Source organism: Agromyces sp. Y182, from assembly GCF_059445385.1.
The window spans coordinates 619,621-638,083 of sequence record NZ_JCAIUF010000002.1; the positions used below are offsets into that span (position 1 = coordinate 619,621).

The 18,463-nt window shown below is 69.5% G+C and carries 15 protein-coding genes; all 15 read right to left on the reverse strand.

Features of this window, described 5'->3' with window-relative positions; all coding sequences use genetic code 11:
- Position 1: 1 nt before the first annotated feature.
- Positions 2-1,447, reverse strand: a complete 1,446-nt coding sequence (locus AC1C2R_RS17435; protein WP_495380754.1) for an RsmB/NOP family class I SAM-dependent RNA methyltransferase — start codon at positions 1,445-1,447, stop codon at positions 2-4.
- Entirely contained in the window at positions 1,444-2,379 is a 936-nt protein-coding gene (gene fmt, locus AC1C2R_RS17440) for a methionyl-tRNA formyltransferase (protein ID WP_495380755.1), read from the reverse strand. Before fmt ends, AC1C2R_RS17435 begins: the two co-directional genes overlap by 4 nt.
- A 248-nt stretch (positions 2,380-2,627) precedes the next feature.
- Complete coding sequence (locus tag AC1C2R_RS17445; RefSeq protein WP_495380756.1) at positions 2,628-4,586, reverse strand: primosomal protein N' family DNA-binding protein; 1,959 nt, start codon at positions 4,584-4,586, stop codon at positions 2,628-2,630.
- Between the two features lies 1 nt (position 4,587).
- Entirely contained in the window at positions 4,588-5,781 is a 1,194-nt protein-coding gene (gene metK / locus AC1C2R_RS17450; RefSeq protein WP_495380757.1) for a methionine adenosyltransferase, read from the reverse strand.
- Positions 5,778-7,046 (reverse strand): bifunctional phosphopantothenoylcysteine decarboxylase/phosphopantothenate--cysteine ligase CoaBC, encoded by a 1,269-nt coding sequence (gene coaBC, locus AC1C2R_RS17455; protein ID WP_495380758.1) that lies wholly within the window; start codon positions 7,044-7,046, stop codon positions 5,778-5,780. The genes metK and coaBC overlap by 4 nt, the downstream gene beginning before the upstream one ends.
- A 14-nt stretch (positions 7,047-7,060) precedes the next feature.
- Entirely contained in the window at positions 7,061-7,318 is a 258-nt protein-coding gene (rpoZ, locus tag AC1C2R_RS17460; protein WP_022891987.1) for a DNA-directed RNA polymerase subunit omega, read from the reverse strand.
- A 63-nt stretch (positions 7,319-7,381) separates the two neighbouring features.
- On the reverse strand, positions 7,382-8,311 hold the full coding sequence (gene gmk / locus AC1C2R_RS17465) for a guanylate kinase (protein WP_495353821.1): 930 nt from the start codon (positions 8,309-8,311) through the stop codon (positions 7,382-7,384).
- Positions 8,304-9,182 carry an orotidine-5'-phosphate decarboxylase gene (pyrF, locus tag AC1C2R_RS17470; RefSeq protein WP_495353820.1) on the reverse strand — a complete coding sequence of 293 codons (879 nt, stop codon included), beginning with the start codon at positions 9,180-9,182 and terminating at the stop codon, positions 8,304-8,306. Before pyrF ends, gmk begins: the two co-directional genes overlap by 8 nt.
- Positions 9,179-12,466 (reverse strand): carbamoyl-phosphate synthase large subunit, encoded by a 3,288-nt coding sequence (gene carB / locus AC1C2R_RS17475; RefSeq protein WP_495380759.1) that lies wholly within the window; start codon positions 12,464-12,466, stop codon positions 9,179-9,181. The genes pyrF and carB overlap by 4 nt, the downstream gene beginning before the upstream one ends.
- Positions 12,466-13,644: a glutamine-hydrolyzing carbamoyl-phosphate synthase small subunit gene (gene carA, locus AC1C2R_RS17480; RefSeq protein ID WP_495353818.1), complete on the reverse strand. Its 1,179-nt coding sequence runs from the start codon at positions 13,642-13,644 to the stop codon at positions 12,466-12,468. Before carA ends, carB begins: the two co-directional genes overlap by 1 nt.
- Positions 13,637-14,215, reverse strand: a complete 579-nt coding sequence (locus AC1C2R_RS17485) for a PH-like domain-containing protein (RefSeq protein WP_495353817.1) — start codon at positions 14,213-14,215, stop codon at positions 13,637-13,639. The genes carA and AC1C2R_RS17485 overlap by 8 nt, the downstream gene beginning before the upstream one ends.
- 4 nt (positions 14,216-14,219) lie before the next feature.
- The gene (locus AC1C2R_RS17490) at positions 14,220-15,560 is read right to left on the reverse strand and encodes a dihydroorotase (RefSeq protein ID WP_495380760.1); all 1,341 of its coding nucleotides are present in this window, start codon (positions 15,558-15,560) and stop codon (positions 14,220-14,222) included.
- Positions 15,560-16,510, reverse strand: coding sequence for an aspartate carbamoyltransferase catalytic subunit (locus AC1C2R_RS17495; protein WP_495380761.1), 951 nt, complete (start codon positions 16,508-16,510; stop codon positions 15,560-15,562). Before AC1C2R_RS17495 ends, AC1C2R_RS17490 begins: the two co-directional genes overlap by 1 nt.
- Positions 16,510-17,055 (reverse strand): bifunctional pyr operon transcriptional regulator/uracil phosphoribosyltransferase PyrR, encoded by a 546-nt coding sequence (gene pyrR, locus AC1C2R_RS17500; RefSeq protein WP_495353814.1) that lies wholly within the window; start codon positions 17,053-17,055, stop codon positions 16,510-16,512. Before pyrR ends, AC1C2R_RS17495 begins: the two co-directional genes overlap by 1 nt.
- Positions 17,056-17,234: 179 nt before the next feature.
- Entirely contained in the window at positions 17,235-17,744 is a 510-nt protein-coding gene (locus tag AC1C2R_RS17505) for a DoxX family membrane protein (protein WP_495380762.1), read from the reverse strand.
- Positions 17,745-18,463: the final 719 nt, after the last annotated feature.

Genomic DNA, 18,463 nt, shown 5'->3' on the forward strand with positions numbered 1-18,463 from the left:
CCTACCGATCGGTGCCCGCGGGTGAGGGGGCATCGTGCTGCTTCTGCACGAGGGCGATGAACATCGCGTCGGTGCCGTGCCGGTGGGGCCAGAGCTGCACCGTCTCGGCCTCGCCGGCGAGGTCGAGCGGATGCCGCGACAGCCCCTCGACCACAGCGCGCGTGTCGAGCTGACGAGCCGACGTGCCTGCTCGTCGAAGCGCGGCGGCGAGCGTGCCCTGCGTCTCGGCGGTATGCGGCGAGCACGTGACGTACGCGAGGATCCCGCCGGGCGCGAGCGCGGCGAACGCGCTGTCGAACAGTTCGCCCTGGAGTTTCGTCAACTCGGCGACATCCGATGGGGCCTTGCGCCATCTCGCCTCGGGGCGGCGGCGGAGCGCGCCGAGCCCCGTGCACGGCGCGTCGAGCAAGATGCGATCGAAGCCGGCAGGCGCGCCGAGCGCCTCGAGGTCGAGGTCACGGCCGTCGCCGACGTGAACATCGACGGAGAGCGGCACCCCCGCGATCGCCTTGCGCACGAGCTCCGCCCGAACCGGCACGGTCTCCGTCGCCGACAGCACTGCCCCACCCGTCAGCGCCTCCGCGGCGAGCACCGCGGTCTTGCCGCCCGGGCCGGCGCAGAGGTCGAGCCAGTGCTCGCCCGCACGCACGGGCATGGCACGACTGAGCGCGAGTGCCGCGAGCTGGGAGCCCTCGTCTTGCACGCGGATGCGGCCGCCGGAGCCCTCGGCAGCGGCGATCGGGTCGTCGGCGACCGCGCCGATCGGCGAGAACCGATCGGGTTCGAATCCCTCGATGCCAGCGGTGTCGACATCGAGCCCCGGCAACACGGCGAGGTTCACGCGGGGCGAGGCATTGTCAGCGTCGAGGAGCGATTCCAGCTCATCGGCGCGACCCTCGCGCTCGAGCGCGGTGCGGAGCGCTCGCACGATCCACTCGGGATGGCTCGCCACCGCGGCAAGGCGGGCATCTTCGCCGGCAGCGCCCTCGGCGACGAGCTCTCGCCATGTTTCGGGTGACGATCGCGAGATCGTGCGCAGCACCGCGTTCACGAACCCGGCGGCCTTCGGCGCCGCCCTCCGCGCGAGCTCGACCTGCTCGTTGACGGCAGCGTGCGTCGCGACCCTGGTTGCGAGCAACTGGTGCGCGCCGAGCCGCAGCACATCGAGCACCGCTGGGTCGATGGCGCCGACGGGGCGATTCGCTGCGAGTTCGATGACGCGATCGTAGAACCCCTGCATGCGCAGCGTGCCGTAGGTCAACTCGGTCGCGAAGGCCGCGTCGGCGCGACTCAGGCCGGCGCGGCGGATGCGAGCAGGCAGGAGGAGGTTCGCGTAGGCCTCATCGGTTCGCACCGCTTCGAGTACGTCGACGGCGACGAGGCGTGCGGGTGAGATCCGAGCACCGGTGCCGCCGCCGGCGCTGCGCTGCGGGCCAGTACCACTCATCGGGCCACCCCCGCGGTCTGGGCGGCGCCGCGCCACCAGTCGCCTGCGTCCATCGCCGGCTTGCCTGCGGGTTGCACCCGCCGCAGCTCCAGCGGCCTCGTGGCCGTGCCGATCAGCAGGCGTCGTGCAACACGGGCGATCTCGCCGGGCGCGAGCGCCGGGACATCCGCAGCATCGTCGACGCCGTCGAGCCCCAGTATCTTGACTCGCTGTCCGTCGACCGTCGTCCATGCGCCCGGCTCGGGCGTCACTCCGAGGTAGCGCGCTCGCACCTCCGACGCGGGGAGCGACCAGTCGAGGCGCGCATCGTCGATCGTGAGTTTCGACGCGAACGTCGGTTCACCGCGCTGGGGCACGGCGTGCGCCGCACCCTCGGCGATGCCGTCGACCACGCCGGCCAACAGCTGCGCCCCCGAGACGGCGAGTTCATCGAGCAACTCCCCCGCCGTCTCATCACCACCGAGCGGTCGTTCCTGCATCGCGAAGACGTCACCCGCATCGAGTTCAGGCACGAGCTGGAACACGGATGCCCCTGCGACGGTGTCTCCGGCGATGAGCGAATGCTGCACGGGCGCGGCCCCTCGCCAGGCGGGTAGGAGGGAGAAGTGCAGGTTGATCCAGCCATGCTGAGGCGTTGAGAGCAGCGGCTCGCGCACCAGCCCGCCGTAGGCCACGATGACGCCGAGATCGGGTGCGAGCTCGACGATGCGAGCAGTGGCCTCGGCGTCGAGTCGATTGGTCTCGATGAGCGGTAGCTTCAAGCGCGCCGCCGCCTGTGCGACCGGCGACGGGGTCAGCACGCGCTTGCGGCCGAGCGGCGCCGGTCGCCGTGTCACGACGCCGACGAGATCATGGTCGCTCGCCGAGAGGCGCTCGAGAGACGGGACAGCCGCGGCAGGAGTGCCGGCGAAGATGATGCGGAGCTTCTGCACACTCCATTGTCGCCGACGAACGAGCGGTAACGGGACCCGGGGCCCGAGCTCAGAGCGAGATCGGCTCGACGTCCCGGAGAAACGGATGAGTCTCGTCCTTGCCCGATAGAACGGCGTCACCGAGCGGGATCGGCCAGTCCACCGAACGTCGCAAACCCGCGAGTCGCTTGACCAACCGCGAGAACCCCCCACGATAGCGCCCCGAAGTCATGCCGATTCGACGCACCGAACGCTGAAGACCCCGCCGGCTACGGGGCCTCGGGATCGTCGAAGCGCACCCGGAGCACCGACGGCCGCTTCGGTGGCCTGCCCGTGACCGGCCGCCGCCGCTCGGTGGCGACTCGGATCATCTCGGCGCGCAGCGCCTTCGCGACCGCACCGCCGGCCGCGTAGTCGAATCGCACGATCGCCCGCTCGAGCCCTTCGCCGGCGGGCACCGGGCCGAGCGCATCGACGCCATCGGCGGCGGCCCGTGCCGCCGTGAGCGCCTGGGCGACCAAGGCGGGCGCAGCCGTCACGCTCGCCACGCGCACGGCGGGAGGGAAACGCAGCGCCCGGCGAGCGGCGAGCTCACCGCTCGCCCACTCGGGCTGCCGCCACGACGCCAGCGCGGTCGCCAGCGCTCCGGCAACCCCGACGAGAAAGACCGGCGAACCGGGTGCCGCGAGCGCCGCGGCATTCGACCACCATCGCAAACAGTCTTCGGCGACGCGGAGGGATTCACGCAGCAGCATCCGCTCGCCGTCGAGGAGGAGCACGGCGCGGTAGCCGCCGTCGGCAATCGGCTCGGCACCGCGCGTCGCGACCACCAGGGCCGGCTCGGCAGTCACCCGGAGCACCGGACGCTCTCCGTCGGAGAGGATGACCCGGGATGTCGGGAACGCGCGACCGAGCTCTTCCGCCGTGCGGCTCGCGCCGACGGTGACAGCACGCAGCTTCACGCCCTCGCAGACCGGGCAGCGCCACGTGCTCCCGCTCGTGCCGCAGAGCACGCAGCGCGGGTCGCCGCCGCTGCGCGGCACGACCAGGGCGCCGCCGCACGCGGTGCATCGCGCAGGCTCACGGCAACGATCGCAGCTGAGCAGCGGCGCGTGGCCGGGACGTGCGACCTGCACGAGCACCGGCCCTTCGAGGATCGCCTGCTGCGCCGCACGCCACGCACTCGAAGGGATGCGCGCCGAACCGGGGTCGGGTGCCGACTGCTGCTCGGTCGGGATGACACGGGGTCGAACATGCTTGACGGCAGTCACCTCGTGCGCCCAACCGATCTCGACGAGCCGCTCGACCTCGACGCTGCGCGTGTGACCGAGGAACACGAGGGCCGCACCCGACTGCTCCTGCCGGATGAGCGCGGCATCGCGAGGGTGCACACCCGGGGCGAGCTGCTCGTTCTGCAACGAGTCGCCGTCATCCCACATGGCGATGAGGCCGAGCCTGGTCGCGGGTGCGTACACCGTCGAACGGTTGCCGATGATCACGCGCGCATCGGGCGCCGTCGCGTCGAGGAAGGCGCGGAAGCGCTCCCCGCCCGTCTGCCGCGCGTCGGTGCGCAGCACACGTCGAGGGTCGACGCGATCGGCCAGGGCGGCCTGGAGCTGCTCCTGGTCGCGGTAATCGGGCACGATGATGAGGCTCGACCGATCGGATGCGAGCGTGTGGGCGGCCGCGGCCGCGAGCGTCGCCGCCCACGCACCGACCCACTCGCCCGAGCCGAGCCGCACCGGCCGAGGGTCGGCGACGAGCGCCATCCGCTCGCCCGCGTCGATGCCGGTCTCGAGACGGCCCCGGTCGTAGCCGGGAATCGCGGGCGGCGGGGCCGGCAGCTCACCGCGATCGGGTTCTGCTGCACGCCACGCCCGCTCGGCTCGCACATACCGGCTGGGGATCGCCAGGCGAAGGATATCACCGGCGTTGCCGGCAGCGCGATCCGCGGCCGAGCGGGCCAGCGCCCACACTTCGGGCATGAGCAACGGCACCTCGGAGACGACGTCTTCGAGTTCGCTCAGGCGACCGGCGAACTCGCTCGTCTCCGAGAGTTCGACCAACCAGCCGTTGGCGATGCGCCCGCCCGATCGCAGCGGCACCCGCACTCGCACCCCGGCAACGGCCGCCTCACGGAGGCGTTCGGGCACCGCGTAGTCGAAGAGCTGGTCGAGCTGGGGCAGGGGCGAGTCGACGAGCACACGGGCGACGGAGCCGCCGGTCACGTCAGATCCTGGCAGTGGCGCGGAGATCGTCGACGCGGTCGAGGCGCTCCCACGTGAAATCGGGCAGTTCTCGGCCGAAGTGGCCGTAGCTCGCGGTCTGCGCGTAGATCGGCCGAAGCAGATCGAGATCGCGGATGATCGCCGCCGGACGCAGGTCGAACACCTCACGGATCGCGGCGATGATCTGCTCGTCTGGGAGTTTTCCGGTGCCGAAGGTCTCGACGTAGAGGCCCACGGGCCCCGCCTTGCCGATGGCGTAGGCGACCTGCAGTTCGAGCCGGTCGGCGAGGCCTGCGGCGACCGCGTTCTTGGCGACCCAGCGCATGGCGTAGGCCGCCGAACGGTCGACCTTCGAAGGGTCTTTTCCGCTGAAGGCGCCGCCCCCATGCCGGCTCGCGCCGCCGTAGGTGTCGATGATGATCTTGCGCCCGGTCAGCCCGGCGTCACCCTGCGGCCCGCCGATCTCGAAGCGGCCGGTGGGGTTGATGAGCACGTTGAGTTCGGGGCGCGCGAGTTCGACCAGGTCGAGCACCGGACGGATCACGAGCTCTTCGACCTCGACCCGGAGCTGCTCGGTCGAGACGGCACGAGTGTGCTGCGTCGAGAGCACCACGGTCTCGATCGTCTTGGGCACCTGCCCGTCGTAGCCGACCGTGACCTGGGTCTTGCCGTCGGGGCGCAGGTACTCGAGTTCGCCGTTCTTGCGTACGGCCGCGAGTCGCTCGGCGAGTCGATGGGCGAGCCAGATAGGCACCGGCATGAGTTCTGGAGTCTCACGGGTGGCGTAGCCGAACATGATGCCCTGATCGCCTGCCCCCTGCTGGTCGAGCGCGTCGTCACTGGCCCGCTCACGAGACTCGAACGCGCGATCGACGCCCTGTGCGATGTCGGGCGACTGGCCGCCGATCGACACCGAGACTCCGCAGGAGCGCCCGTCGAACCATGCGTCGGATGAGTCGTAGCCGATCGATGTGACGCGCTCGCGCACGATCGCCGGAATCTCGACGTACCCGCTCGTCGTCACTTCGCCCGCGACGTGCACGAGCCCGGTGGTCACGAGGGTCTCGACCGCCACTCGGCTCGTCGGGTCTTCACGCAGCAGCGCGTCGAGGATCGAATCGGAGATCTGGTCGCACAGCTTGTCTGGGTGCCCTTCGGTGACTGACTCGGAGGTGAACAGGCGGAGTGCGCTCATGCTGGATCGGATTCCTTCGTAGTCGTCGCGGCAGTCGTCGCTTCCGAGACAACCACGTCGAGGATGTCATGCGCCACCGACAGCTTCGTTCCGTGTGCTCGTGTGACGACGACGCCGTCGGTGCCGATGACGACGACCCGGTTCTCGTCGCTCGCGAAGCCCTCATTCCAGCCGACCCGATTGACGACGAGCAGGTCGGCACCCTTCGCCTCGAGCTTGGCCCGGCCGAGTTCGAGCAGCCGATCGTCGTCGGCCTCGGTCTCGGCCGCGAAGCCGACGAGCAGGGTGCCGTCGTGCGGTGCATGGCCGAGGCCGGCGAGGATGTCGGGGTTGCGCACGAGTTCGAGCGTGAGTCCGTCGTCGCTCTGGTCTTTCTTGATCTTCGCCTCGCTCACCGTCGCGGGGCGGTAGTCGGCGACGGCCGCCGCCATCACGACGACATCGGCGCCCGACACCGCCTCGGTCACAGCGCGCTGCAGTTCGAGCGCCGTCGAGACACGGCGGATGTCGCAGCCATCGGGTTCGGCGACCTCGAGGTTCGCTGCGATGAGCGTGACGCGCGCGCCCCGTTCCCGCGCGGCCTCGGCGATCGCGATTCCTTGCTTGCCGCTCGAACGATTACCGAGGAACCGCACGGGATCGAGCGGTTCGCGCGTGCCGCCGGCGGTGACGACGACGTGCAGACCCGAGAGATCACCGCGATCGGCGGATGACGCGGCCGCACCGTTCGCGCCGAGCGCCCGCTCGAGCGCCGCGCGCACGATCTCGTCGGGTTCCTCCATGCGACCTGGCCCACTGTCGGTGCCGGTGAGCTGGCCGACCGCCGGACCGACGATCGTGACGCCGCGGGAGCGCAGCGTCGCGACGTTCGCCTGGGTGGCGGGGTGACGCCACATCTCGGTGTGCATGGCAGGCGCGATGACGACGGGCGCTTCGCTTGCGAGCACCGCGTTGCCGAGCAGGTCGTCGGCCAGGCCCGCGGCGAGTTTCGCGATCGAGTTCGCCGTCGCCGGAGCGATGACGATGAGGTCGGCTGCCTGACCGATGGCGACGTGCCGCACCTCGGCGACGCCCTCGTACAGCTCGGTGTGCACCGGGTTGCGAGAGATCGCCTCGAGCGTGGGTTTGCCGACGAAGCGCAACGCTCCCTCGGTCGGTACGACGTGCACATCGTGCCCCGCGAGCACGAGCGCGCGAATGACGCCGACGGCCTTGTACGCGGCGATGCCGCCGGTGATGCCGACGACGATGTTGAGCCGAGTCATCCGGCCCTCCCGGATCACTCGGCGATCGGGCGGAGCCGGAGCTTGTCCTCGTTGATCTCGTGCAGTGCGACCGAGAGCGGCTTGTCATCGATCGAGGAATCGACGAGCGGGCCCACGTTGTCGAAGAGGCTTCCCTCGTGCAGGTCGGCGTAGTAGTCGTTGATCTGACGCGCACGCTTCGACGCGAAGATGACCAACTGGTACTTCGAGTCGACCTTGGAGAGCAGGTCGTCGATGGGCGGATCGATGATGCCGGACAGCTTCTCAGCCATGGATTGACTCCTTGATCGTGGGGTGCGCACCCGCGGTGCGCGAAAAGTCGTGGCGAGGGCAGCTCAACGCCGACCCTTGCGAGATCTCATCAAGTCTACGACCTCTTGCGCGGCTTCGGCGACGTCGTGGTTGACGACCTGATGATCGAACTCGTCGACCGCGGCCAGCTCGACCCTTGCGGTCTCGAGTCTGCGCTGCTGTTCGGCCGGACTCTCAGTGCCCCGACCGACGAGCCGGCGCACCAGTTCGTCCCAGCTCGGCGACAGCAGGAAGACGAGGGTCGCCTCGGGCGCGGCCCGTCGAATCGAGCGGGCTCCCTGGATGTCGATCTCGAGCAACACGCTGTTGCCGGCGGCGATGGCCTCTTCGACCGCCTTGCGCGGTGTGCCGTAGCGGGAGGCGTTGTGGACCGTCGCCCACTCGAGCAGCTCGCCGTTCTCGACGAGACGATCGAATTCGGCGTCGTCGACGAAGAAATAGCTCTCGCCCTCGACTTCGCCGGGCCGTGGTTTTCGGGTCGTCGCCGATACCGAGAGTCGCACGTCTGGGTGATGACGACGGATGTAGTCGGCCACGGTGCCCTTGCCCACCGCCGTGGGACCGGCGAGCACGACGAGCCGGTCGCCGGTGCCGCCGTGCGCGGCGACCCAATCGGCGAGGAACTCCCGCAGTCGCCGACGCTGCAGCCGGCCGAGCCCGCCGAGACGCTTCGACGGGGAGATCTCGAGCTCCTCCATGATGCGTGCCGACTTCGTCTGACCGATCGCGGGGATGGAGGTCAGGAACTCGGTCACCCGCAGTCGCCCCTCGACCCCATCGGGTGACTCGAATGCCTCGCGCAACACGTCGAGCGGGCTCCGCGAGCCCGCCGCGATCGCGGACTTGACCGTGGCCCGCGCCCGACGCGCGGCGACGGCCGCGCGGGATGCCGCGACCCGGTCGACCTCGGGCGGAGCCTGCCGCGTCGCGGCGGCGGTTTCGTGCTCAGACACTCGCGGCCCCCACTTCGTCGACGCGACGGGTGATCGCCTCTGCGAGGCCGTCGGGCCCGGCGCTGAGAATCGACCGTGACTCGCTGACGATCACGCCGCCTGCGAGCGATCCGTAGATCGCCCGCAGGTCGGAGAGCTCCGCCCCCTGATACCCGAAGCCCGGCGCCAGCACCGGCAGGCCGGGGCGCGGCGGGTCGGCATCGAGATCGATGCCGTACGTGCGGGGGTCGACGGTCGCTCCGAGCACCACGCCTACCGAGCCGAGCGCCCGGCTCGCGGCATCCGCTCGCCCCTGGTTCCAGCCGATGACGCCGGAAGTGATGGCCTGCGCGACCGTGAAGCCCTCGCGGCTCGACTGCTGAAGTACCGCCCGCTGGATGGCCGCCGCCTCGGGGTTGGAGGTCGCGGCGAGCACGAAGACGCCCTTGCCCGCCGACTCGGCTGCGGTCAGGACGCCCTCGAGCGAACCGAGGCCCTGGTAGGCGCTGACGGTCATCGCATCGGCCTCGAGGCTCGATCCGGGTCGCAGCCACGCCTGGCCGTACGCCTCGACGCTCGTGTCGAGATCGCCGCGCTTCACGTCGGCGATGATGAGCAGCCCGGCGTCGCGCGCTTCGGCCAGCACTCGCTCGAGCGCCGCGTACCCCGCCGCACCGTGTCGTTCGAAGAACGCCACCTGCGGCTTCACGATGCCCACGCGACCGGCGGTCGCCTCGACCACGCGCAAGCCGAACTCCCGCACTCCCTCGGCCGAGTCGGGCAGGCCCCACGCGTCGAGGAGTGAGGCGTGCGGGTCGATGCCGACGCAGAGCTTGCCATAGGCGGCGAAAACGGCTTCGAGTCGTTCTCCGAAGGGCGTCTGGCCGATCATGCGTTCGCCTCCCGTCGGAGCTGGTATTCCTGCAGGCTCGTGACTTCGAAGCCCTCGCGCTGCACGTCGAGCGAAGCGACCGCAGCGGAGAGTTCGGCGATCGTCGTGAACAACGGGATGTCGGCGGCGACGGCCGCCGCACGGATTTCGTAGCCGTCGGCGCGCGACGAACGCCCGCTCGGGGTGTTCACCACCACGTCGACGTCGCCGCGGTGGATGAGCTCGACCACGGATGCCGCGTCTTCGCTCGTCTTCTCGCTGAACTTCAGCACCTCCTGCGCCCGGATGCCGTTGCGCCGCAGCACCTCGGCGGTGCCCTCGGTCGCTGCGATGTCGTAGCCGAGTTGCTGCAGGCGGAGCACCGGCAGGATGATCGCGCGCTTGTCGCGATCGGAGACCGAGACGAACACCGTGCCCGAGGTGGGCATGCCGCCGTAGGCCGCGAGCTGGCTCTTCGCGAACGCGGTCGGGAAGTCCTTGTCGATGCCCATGACCTCGCCGGTCGAACGCATCTCGGGCCCGAGCACGGAGTCGACCATGATGCCCTCGCGGGTGCGGAAGCGGTGGAAGGGCAGCACGGCCTCCTTCACGGCGACCGGTGCGTCGAGCGGCACGCGCGAGCCGTCGGATGCAGGCAGCATTCCCTCTTCGATGAGCTCGGCGACGGTCGCACCGACCATGATGCGCGCAGCCGCCTTCGCGAGTGGAATGCCGAGCGCCTTGGAGACGAACGGCACAGTGCGGCTCGCACGAGGGTTCGCCTCGAGCACATAGAGCACGCCGGCCCCGATCGCGAACTGCACGTTGAGCAGGCCGCGAACACCGATGCCCTCGGCGATCGCGCGCGTCGCTACGCGCACGCGGTCGACCTCTGCACGCCCGAGCGTCACGGGCGGCAGGGTGCAGCTCGAGTCGCCGGAGTGGATGCCGGCCTCCTCGATGTGCTCCATGACGCCGCCGATGTAGAGGTCGGTGCCGTCGTAGAGGGCGTCGACGTCGATCTCGATCGCGTCGTCGAGGAACCGGTCGACGAGCAGCGGATGACTCGGGCCGACGATGCCCTGACCTTCGATGCGATCGAAGTAGTCGGCGAGCGAGGGCGAGTCGTAGACGATCTCCATGCCGCGGCCGCCGAGCACGTAGCTCGGGCGCACGAGCACTGGGTAGCCGATGCCCTCTGCGACCTGCACCGCGCCGGCGACGTCGAGGGCCGTGCCGTTCTTCGGCGCGAGCAGCCCGGCCGCGTCGAGGATGCCGGAGAAGAGGCCGCGCTCTTCGGCCAGGTCGATCGCGTCGGGGGTCGTGCCGAGGATCGGGATGCCCGCCGCCTCGAGGCCCTTCGCGAGACCGAGCGCCGTCTGGCCGCCCAGTTGCACGACGACCCCGACGAGTTCACCGGACTGCGACTCGGCATGGATGACCTCGAGCACGTCTTCGAGGGTGAGCGGCTCGAAGTAGAGCCGGTCGCTCGTGTCGTAGTCGGTCGAGACCGTCTCTGGGTTGCAGTTGATCATGATCGTCTCGAAGCCCGCTGCCGAGAGAGCGAACGAGGCGTGCACGCACGAGTAGTCGAACTCGACGCCCTGGCCGATGCGGTTCGGGCCGGAACCGAGGATCACGACCTTCTTGCGGTCGCTCGGCTCGACCTCGGTCTCCTGGTCGTAGCTCGAGTAGTGGTACGGCGTGAGGGCCGGGAACTCCCCCGCGCACGTGTCGACGGTCTTGTACACCGGCCGGATGCCGAGGATGTGCCGCACCTCGCGCGCGTCCGCCTCGCCGAAACCGCGGAGCTGTCCGATCTGCGCGTCGGAGAACCCGTGGTTCTTGGCGAGCAGCAGGAGTTCGGTGTCGAGGTTCTCGGCCGCCGCGATCGTCTCGGCGACCTCGTTGATGAGCACGATCTGGTCGAGGAACCACGGGTCGATCTTCGTCGCCTCGAAGAGCTGCTCGAGTGTTGCGCCCTTGCGAAGCGCCTGCTGCACGAGCACGATGCGACCGTCGGTCGGGGTGGCGGATGCCTCGACGAGCTCGTCGGCCGTTCGGGCCTCGTCTCCCCAGTGGAACGAGGAACCGCGCTTCTCGAGCGAGCGGAGCGCCTTCTGCAGCGCGGTCGCGTAGTTGCGGCCGATCGCCATGGCCTCGCCGACGGACTTCATGGTCGTCGTGAGCGTCGGGTCGGCGGCCGGGAACTTCTCGAACGCGAACCGGGGCACCTTCACGACGACGTAGTCGAGCGTCGGCTCGAAGCTCGCCGGCGTGACCCGCGTGATGTCGTTGGGGATCTCGTCGAGCCGGTAGCCGATCGCGAGCTTCGCGGCGATCTTGGCGATCGGGAAGCCGGTCGCCTTCGATGCCAGCGCACTCGAACGCGACACACGGGGATTCATCTCGATGACGATGATGCGTCCGTCGGCGGGATCGATCGCGAACTGGATGTTGCAGCCCCCGGTGTCGACGCCGACGGCGCGGATGATGTCGATGGCGATGTCGCGGAGCTTCTGGTACTCGCGATCGGTCAGCGTGAGCGCCGGCGCGACCGTGATCGAGTCGCCCGTGTGCACGCCGACGGGGTCGACGTTCTCGATCGAGCAGACGACGACGGTGTTGTCGGCCGTGTCGCGCATGAGTTCGAGCTCGTACTCCTTCCAGCCGAGGATCGACTCCTCGAGGAGCACCTCGCTCGTGGGTGAGTCGTGGAGGCCCTGCGTGACGATGCGCACGAGGTCTTCCTCGGTGTGGGCGAAGCCGGATCCGAGACCGCCCATCGTGAACGACGGGCGCACGACGAGCGGGTAGCCGAGATCGAGGGCGAACTCCTTCGCCTGCTCGAGCGTCTTCGCGACGTGCGAGCGCGCGACCTCGGCGCCGATCTCGATCACGAGGTCTTTGAAGAGCTGGCGGTCTTCACCCTTGCGGATGGCGTCGACCTTGGCGCCGATGAGTTCGACGCCGTGCTTCTCGAGGATGCCGGCGTCGTGCAACGCGATCGCCGCGTTCAGCGCCGTCTGCCCGCCGAGCGTCGGCAGTACCGCGTCGGGCTTCTCCTTGATGATGATCGACTCGATGATCTCGGGCGTGATCGGCTCGATGTAGGTCGCGTCGGCGAAGTCGGGGTCGGTCATGATCGTCGCCGGGTTGGGGTTGACGAGGATGACCCGCACGCCCTCCGCTCGGAGCACGCGGCACGCCTGGGTGCCCGAATAGTCGAACTCGGCGGCCTGGCCGATGACGATCGGACCCGATCCGATGACGAGGACGCTGTTGATGTCGTCGCGCTTGGGCATTACTCGTTGCTTCCTTCGGTCGCTGAGCTCGTCGAGGTGTTCGCGATGACCATGTCGCGGAATCGATCGAAGAGGTAGTTCGCGTCGTGCGGGCCTGCCGCGGATTCGGGGTGGTACTGCACGCTGAATGCGGGGATGTCGAGGCAGTTCAGGCCCTCGACGACATTGTCGTTGAGGTCGTAGTGGCTCACTTCGACACGCCCGAAGCCCTCGCTCGACTCGCTCACCCGGTCGATGGGTGCGTCGACCGCGAACCCGTGGTTGTGCGCCGTGATCTCGACACGGCCGGTCGCCTTGTCGAGCACCGGCTGGTTGATGCCGCGGTGGCCGAACGGCAGCTTGTAGGTGCCGAAGCCGAGTGCCCGCCCGAGCAGCTGGTTGCCGAAGCAGATGCCGAAGTAGGGCAGCCCTTCGCGCAGCGTGGTTCGCAGCAATTCGACATGGCGGTCGGATGCCGCGGGGTCGCCGGGCCCGTTGGAGAAGAACAGTGCATCGGGGGCGAGTGCGAGCACCTCTTCGGCGGTGATCGACTGCGGCACGACGTGCACCTCGAAGCCCCGCTCGGCGAGGTACTTCAGGGTCGACGTCTTCACACCGAGGTCGAGCACCGCGACCGAACCGACCCGCTCGCTCTCGGCGGGCAGCGTGTAGGACTCGGTGGTCGAGACGGCGCCCGACAGGTTCGCGCCGGTCATGGCGGCGCCGCCCTGCACGAGGTCGAGCTGCTCCCCCGGTGTCAGCAGCGCGTCGTCGCCCGAGAAGACTCCGGCGCGCATGGCACCGGCGGAGCGGAGGTGCCGGGTGAGCGCTCGAGTGTCGATGCCGCTGATGCCGACGACGCCCGCGGCCGTGAGATCGTCGTCGAGACTCCGCTGCGAGCGGAAGTTCGACACCACCCGTGATGGATCGCGCACGATGAACCCCGCCACCCAGATGCGGGCGGATTCCATATCTTCGTCGTTCATGCCCGTGTTGCCGATGTGCGGCGCGGTCATCATGACGATCTGACCTGCGTACGACGGGTCGGTGAGCGTCTCTTGGTAGCCGGTCATGCCGGTGGCGAAGACCGCTTCGCCGAGCGTACGGCCGCGTGCGCCGTAGGCGCGCCCGTCGTAGCGGCGTCCGTCTTCGAGGACGAGCACGGCGGTGTCGCTCGTGCTTGCTGGGGTCTCAGTCATTCGAGGCCTCACTCTCTTGCTCTGGCTGCGGCGCGGCCGGCGCTGCAGCGATGTCCTCTGGCTGCGGCGCGGCCGGCGCCGCAGCGATGTTGTTGACGACCTGGATGATCCTGGCCGGGTCGCCCGGATACCGGGCGCGCACGTAACTGTCGACGCGAGTCTCAGTCTGCTCGGCCGCGCCTCGTTCCTGGGCGATCCAGGTGAGGGCGATGAGACCATCGGGCTCGACGCCGCGATCGATCGCATAGCTCGCGAGCTCGGCACCGACCAGCTTGTCGGCCGGGACGAAGGTCGTCGACTCCCCCGCGATGCGGAGGATGATGCCCTCGGGGAGCACTTCGATGCGCGCCGAGCCGCGGAACGCGAGACCATGCACGGCGAGGCGCTCGAGCGGCTCACCGAGCGGAGTCGTCGCGACGTAGAGCACCTCGGTCTCGAGCAGGGGCGTTCCGCGCGTCGACGGCTCGGGATAGGACCCGAGGGTCTCGTCGCGCACGGTGCGGCGCTTCCAGGAGCGGTACATCAGCCAGCCGGCGACACCGACGATGACGACCGCGACCACGATTCCCATCCATTTATCCATGGTCGCCCCCCGATGCCGCCGCGAGCCGGGCGACCTCGTCGCGCGGGCGCACCTCGCCGTCGAGGAAGGTCGGGTAGCCGCCGTGGAAGGTCGCGACGACGCGGCCGGGCAGGCTCCGCCCGAGGTACGGCGAGTTCGCGCTGCGGCCGGCGAGGCGGTCGAGGTCGAACTCGGATGCCGCGGCGGGGTCGTACAGCGTCAGCTCAGGTGCGGCGCCGACTGCGATCGACTCGCCGTGACCGCGGAGTCGGCCGATTCGGGCAGGGGCGGCCGACATGACGCGCGCGACGTCCGACCAGCCCATGAGCTCCGTCTCGACGAGGGCGGCGTGCACGACCGCGAGCGCCGACTCGAGCCCCACCATGCCGTTGGCTGCCGCCTGCCACTCGCTCTCTTTCGCCTCGACCGGATGCGGAGCATGGTCGGTCGCGACGATGTCGATCGTGCCGTCGGCCAGTGCCGCGCGCAGCGCCTCGACGTCTTCAGCGCGGCGCAACGGCGGGTTGACCTTGAAGCGGGGGTCGTAGCCGGCGATGAGATCCTCGGTGAGCAGGAGGTGGTGGGGAGTCACCTCGGCCGTCACGTCGATGCCGCGGGCCTTCGCCCAGCGGATCACCTCGACGGAACCGGCGGTCGAGACGTGGCAGACGTGCAGCCGCGACCCGACGTGCTCGGCGAGGAGCACATCGCGGGCGATGATCGACTCCTCGGCGACGGCCGGCCAGCCGGTGAGGCCGAGTTCGCCCGACAGCGCACCCTCGTTCATCTGCGCGCCTTCGGTCAGGCGCGGTTCCTGAGCATGTTGGGCGATGACGCCGTCGAACGCCTTGACGTACTCGAGCGCGCGGCGCATGAGCAGCGGGTCGGAGACGCAGAAGCCGTCGTCGGAGAAGACCCGCACGTTCGCGCGCGAGCGGGCCATCGCCCCGAGCTCGGCGAGCTGTTCGCCCTTGAGCCCCACCGTCACGGCTCCGATCGGTTGCACGGTGGCGTACCCGGCGGCGCGGCCGAGACTGGCCTCCTGCTCGACGACACCGGCGGTGTCGGCCACGGGGAATGTGTTCGCCATCGCGAACACCGCGGTGTAGCCGCCGGCGGCGGCCGCCTGGGTACCCGTGAGCACGGTCTCGCTCTGCTCGTAGCCCGGCTCGCGCAGGTGCGTGTGCAGGTCGACGAGACCCGGCAGGGCGATGAGCCCGTCGGCGTCGATCACCGTTGCGCCAGCGGCATCCGCAACCCGACCGACCTCGGCGATGATGCCACCGTCGAGGAGGATGTCAGCGCGTTCGCCGTCGGGAAGGCTGGCGCCCGTGATCAGGAAACGCTCGTTCATCAGGCTTCCCCCCGATCGCCGGACAGCAACAGGTACAGGGCGGCCATTCTCACTGAAACTCCGTTCGCAACCTGCTCGCGCACCGTCGACTGCGGGGAGTCGGCTGCACGAGCGGCGATCTCCAGCCCGCGATTCATCGGGCCGGGATGCATGACCATCGTACTGGGGGGCAGGGCGTCGAACCTGGCGTCGTCGAGACCCCAGGTGCGCGCGTACTCGCGACTGTTCGGGAAGAACGCCGCATGCATGCGCTCCGCCTGGATGCGCAGCATCATGACGACGTCGGGCGTTCCGCGCAGCGCCGCGTCGAGGTCGTACCCGACACGCGCAGGCCACGCCGTCGTATCGACCGGCACGAGTGTCGGCGGGGCGACGAGCTCGACCTCGGCGCCGAGGGTTGCGAGGAGCCACACGTTCGATCGCGCGACTCGCGAATGCAGGATGTCGCCCACGATGACGACGTGGACTCCGTCGAGTGCCCGTCCGCGCGAACACTTGCCATGCAGGCGCCGACGAATCGTGAATGCGTCGAGCAGTGCCTGCGTCGGATGCTCGTGGGTGCCGTCGCCGGCGTTCACGACTCCGGCGTCGATCCAGCCGCTCGTCGCGAGCGTGTACGGCGCACCCGAGGCGTGGTGGCGGATCACGACACCGTCGGCGCCCATCGCCTGCAGGGTCTGCGCCGTGTCCTTCAGGCTCTCGCCCTTCGAGACGCTCGAGCCTTTCGCACTGAAGTTGATGACGTCGGCCGAGAGGCGCTTGGCGGCCGCTTCGAACGAGATGCGAGTGCGTGTGGAGTCTTCGAAGAAGAGGTTCACGACCGTCTTGCCGCGAAGCGTCGGCAGCTTCTTGACCTCACGGTGCTGCACTGCGGCCATGTCTTCGGCGATGTCGAGCAGCTCGATCGCCTGCTCGCGCGACAGTTCGCGGGTGCTCAGCAGGTGTCGCATCACTCCTCGCCCTCGTCGATCGTCACGCCGTCTTCGCCGTCGATCTCGCTGAGACGCACGTTGATGCGCTCGCGAGTCGAGCTCGGGAGGTTCTTGCCGACGAAGTCGGCACGGATCGGGAACTCGCGGTGGCCGCGGTCGACGAGCACCGCGAGCCGCACGGCGCGGGCACGGCCGAGGTCGCTCAGCGCGTCGAACGCGGCTCGGATCGTGCGCCCCGAGTACAGCACGTCGTCGACGAGCACGACCGTCTTGCCATCGATGCCGCCAGGGGGCAGTTCGGTCGGCTGCGGTGTGCGGGTGCGCGTGCGCGTGAGGTCGTCACGGTACATCGTGACGTCGAGTGCACCGGCGAGGGCCGGAGGCGCGTCGGGCTCGATGCGGGCGATCGTCTCGGCGATGCGACGGGCGAGGATCACGCCCCTGGTCGGGATGCCGAGGATGACGAGATCGGAGCTTCCGCGATTGGACTCGAGGATCTCGTGCGAAATGCGGGTCAGCGCCCGCGAGATGTCAGCTTGACTCAGCACAGCACGTGCCATCAAACGACTCCCTTCTCCGCCTCACAGGACGGCCTTAAAGGTTGTCAACTTCGACAAGCCTATCCTGTCTCAGGCGCGTGTGGTCTCGTTGTTCCCGTCGGTCTCGGGGTGCCTGCCGTTCGGACGACCCCCGCCGCAATCGGCAGGGGTCGTCGGTGGACACCGATCGCAAGGTCCTCCGGTCACCCGATTCGGCGGGTGAATGCTCTCGACGCGACGACCATCGCGGCGGCGACGAGCACGACATCCTTCAGGATGTACTGCGCGGTCAACGTCGGACCGGTCGCGGTGAAGAGTTCGCCGGCGAAGAACGCCACGGGCGAGAACACCCCGACGAAGGTCACCGCCAATGCCAGGAGCCCGATTCGGAGCAGCACACCGGTCACGAGCGTGATCCCGACGAAGACCTCGAGCGTCGCCGTCAGTGCAAGAGCGGCGTAGCCGTCGACGACGCCGAATGAGAGCACGTTCCACGTGCGGATCACGAGGTCTTCGACCGGGCTCATGCCCGGCAGAAACTTCAGCGCACCGAAGACAAGGAAGACGAGGCCGAGCGAGATCCGCAGCGCAGGCGCCCCGGCCCGTGCGAGGAAGCGTTGGACGACCGCCTGCGCCGCGTTCGCGCGATCGAGGATCGAATCGTGGCCGGCCGCCGTCGAATCGCGACCCGTGCCGATGATGGTGCTGGACATGGTGCCCCTTCCGAGAGCAACGAGGGTGATGCCGGCCGGAAATCGGCGGCTCGCTCATCACACCGTCATCGCGCCGACCCGTCGTCGGGATTGCCGCTGATCTCCGCTCGGTGGTCGCACGGAACCCGGCCTCAGGGCAACGAGCCGCGGACCCCCTGTCTGCGGGACATCGCGCACGCGCCCCACATGGTGGAATGGGCCTGAGCCTCGGCGCTCATCTCGTCGCGACGCACACGGGAACGCGGTGGGTGACGGTGAGCATCGTGCCACACCGCCGGCGCTCGGCTTGTCGCCCGCCCGCGGCCCGGTGGGGCGTCTCCGCGATCTGGTCTTGCATCGCCTCGTGCTTGTCGCGGCTCGCGGGATCCAGCGGGCCTACGAGGAGCAACGAAGTGCAGTCGGGCTACCGGCCGTCGAGCTGACCTTCGCCGAGGCCTGCTACTCCCCCGACCGCGTCTGCGCGAGCGGGGTCGCCGAACTCGAGTATCCACGGCGCGAGTGGCAGAGTCGGGTGGTCTTCGTCGGCGCACTCGCCTGGCCCGCGGGCCGCCCCATGTCCGGCGCAACCCCGCCGGCCGTACCCGAACGAGCAGCCTGGTGGCTGACGTGCGCGAGGGGAAGGAGCCGATCGTGCACGTCAGCCAGGGCACTCTGAACGTCGACCCAGACGACCTGATCCGGCCGGCATCCTCCGCACCGGCCGCCCACGTCCGCGGGCC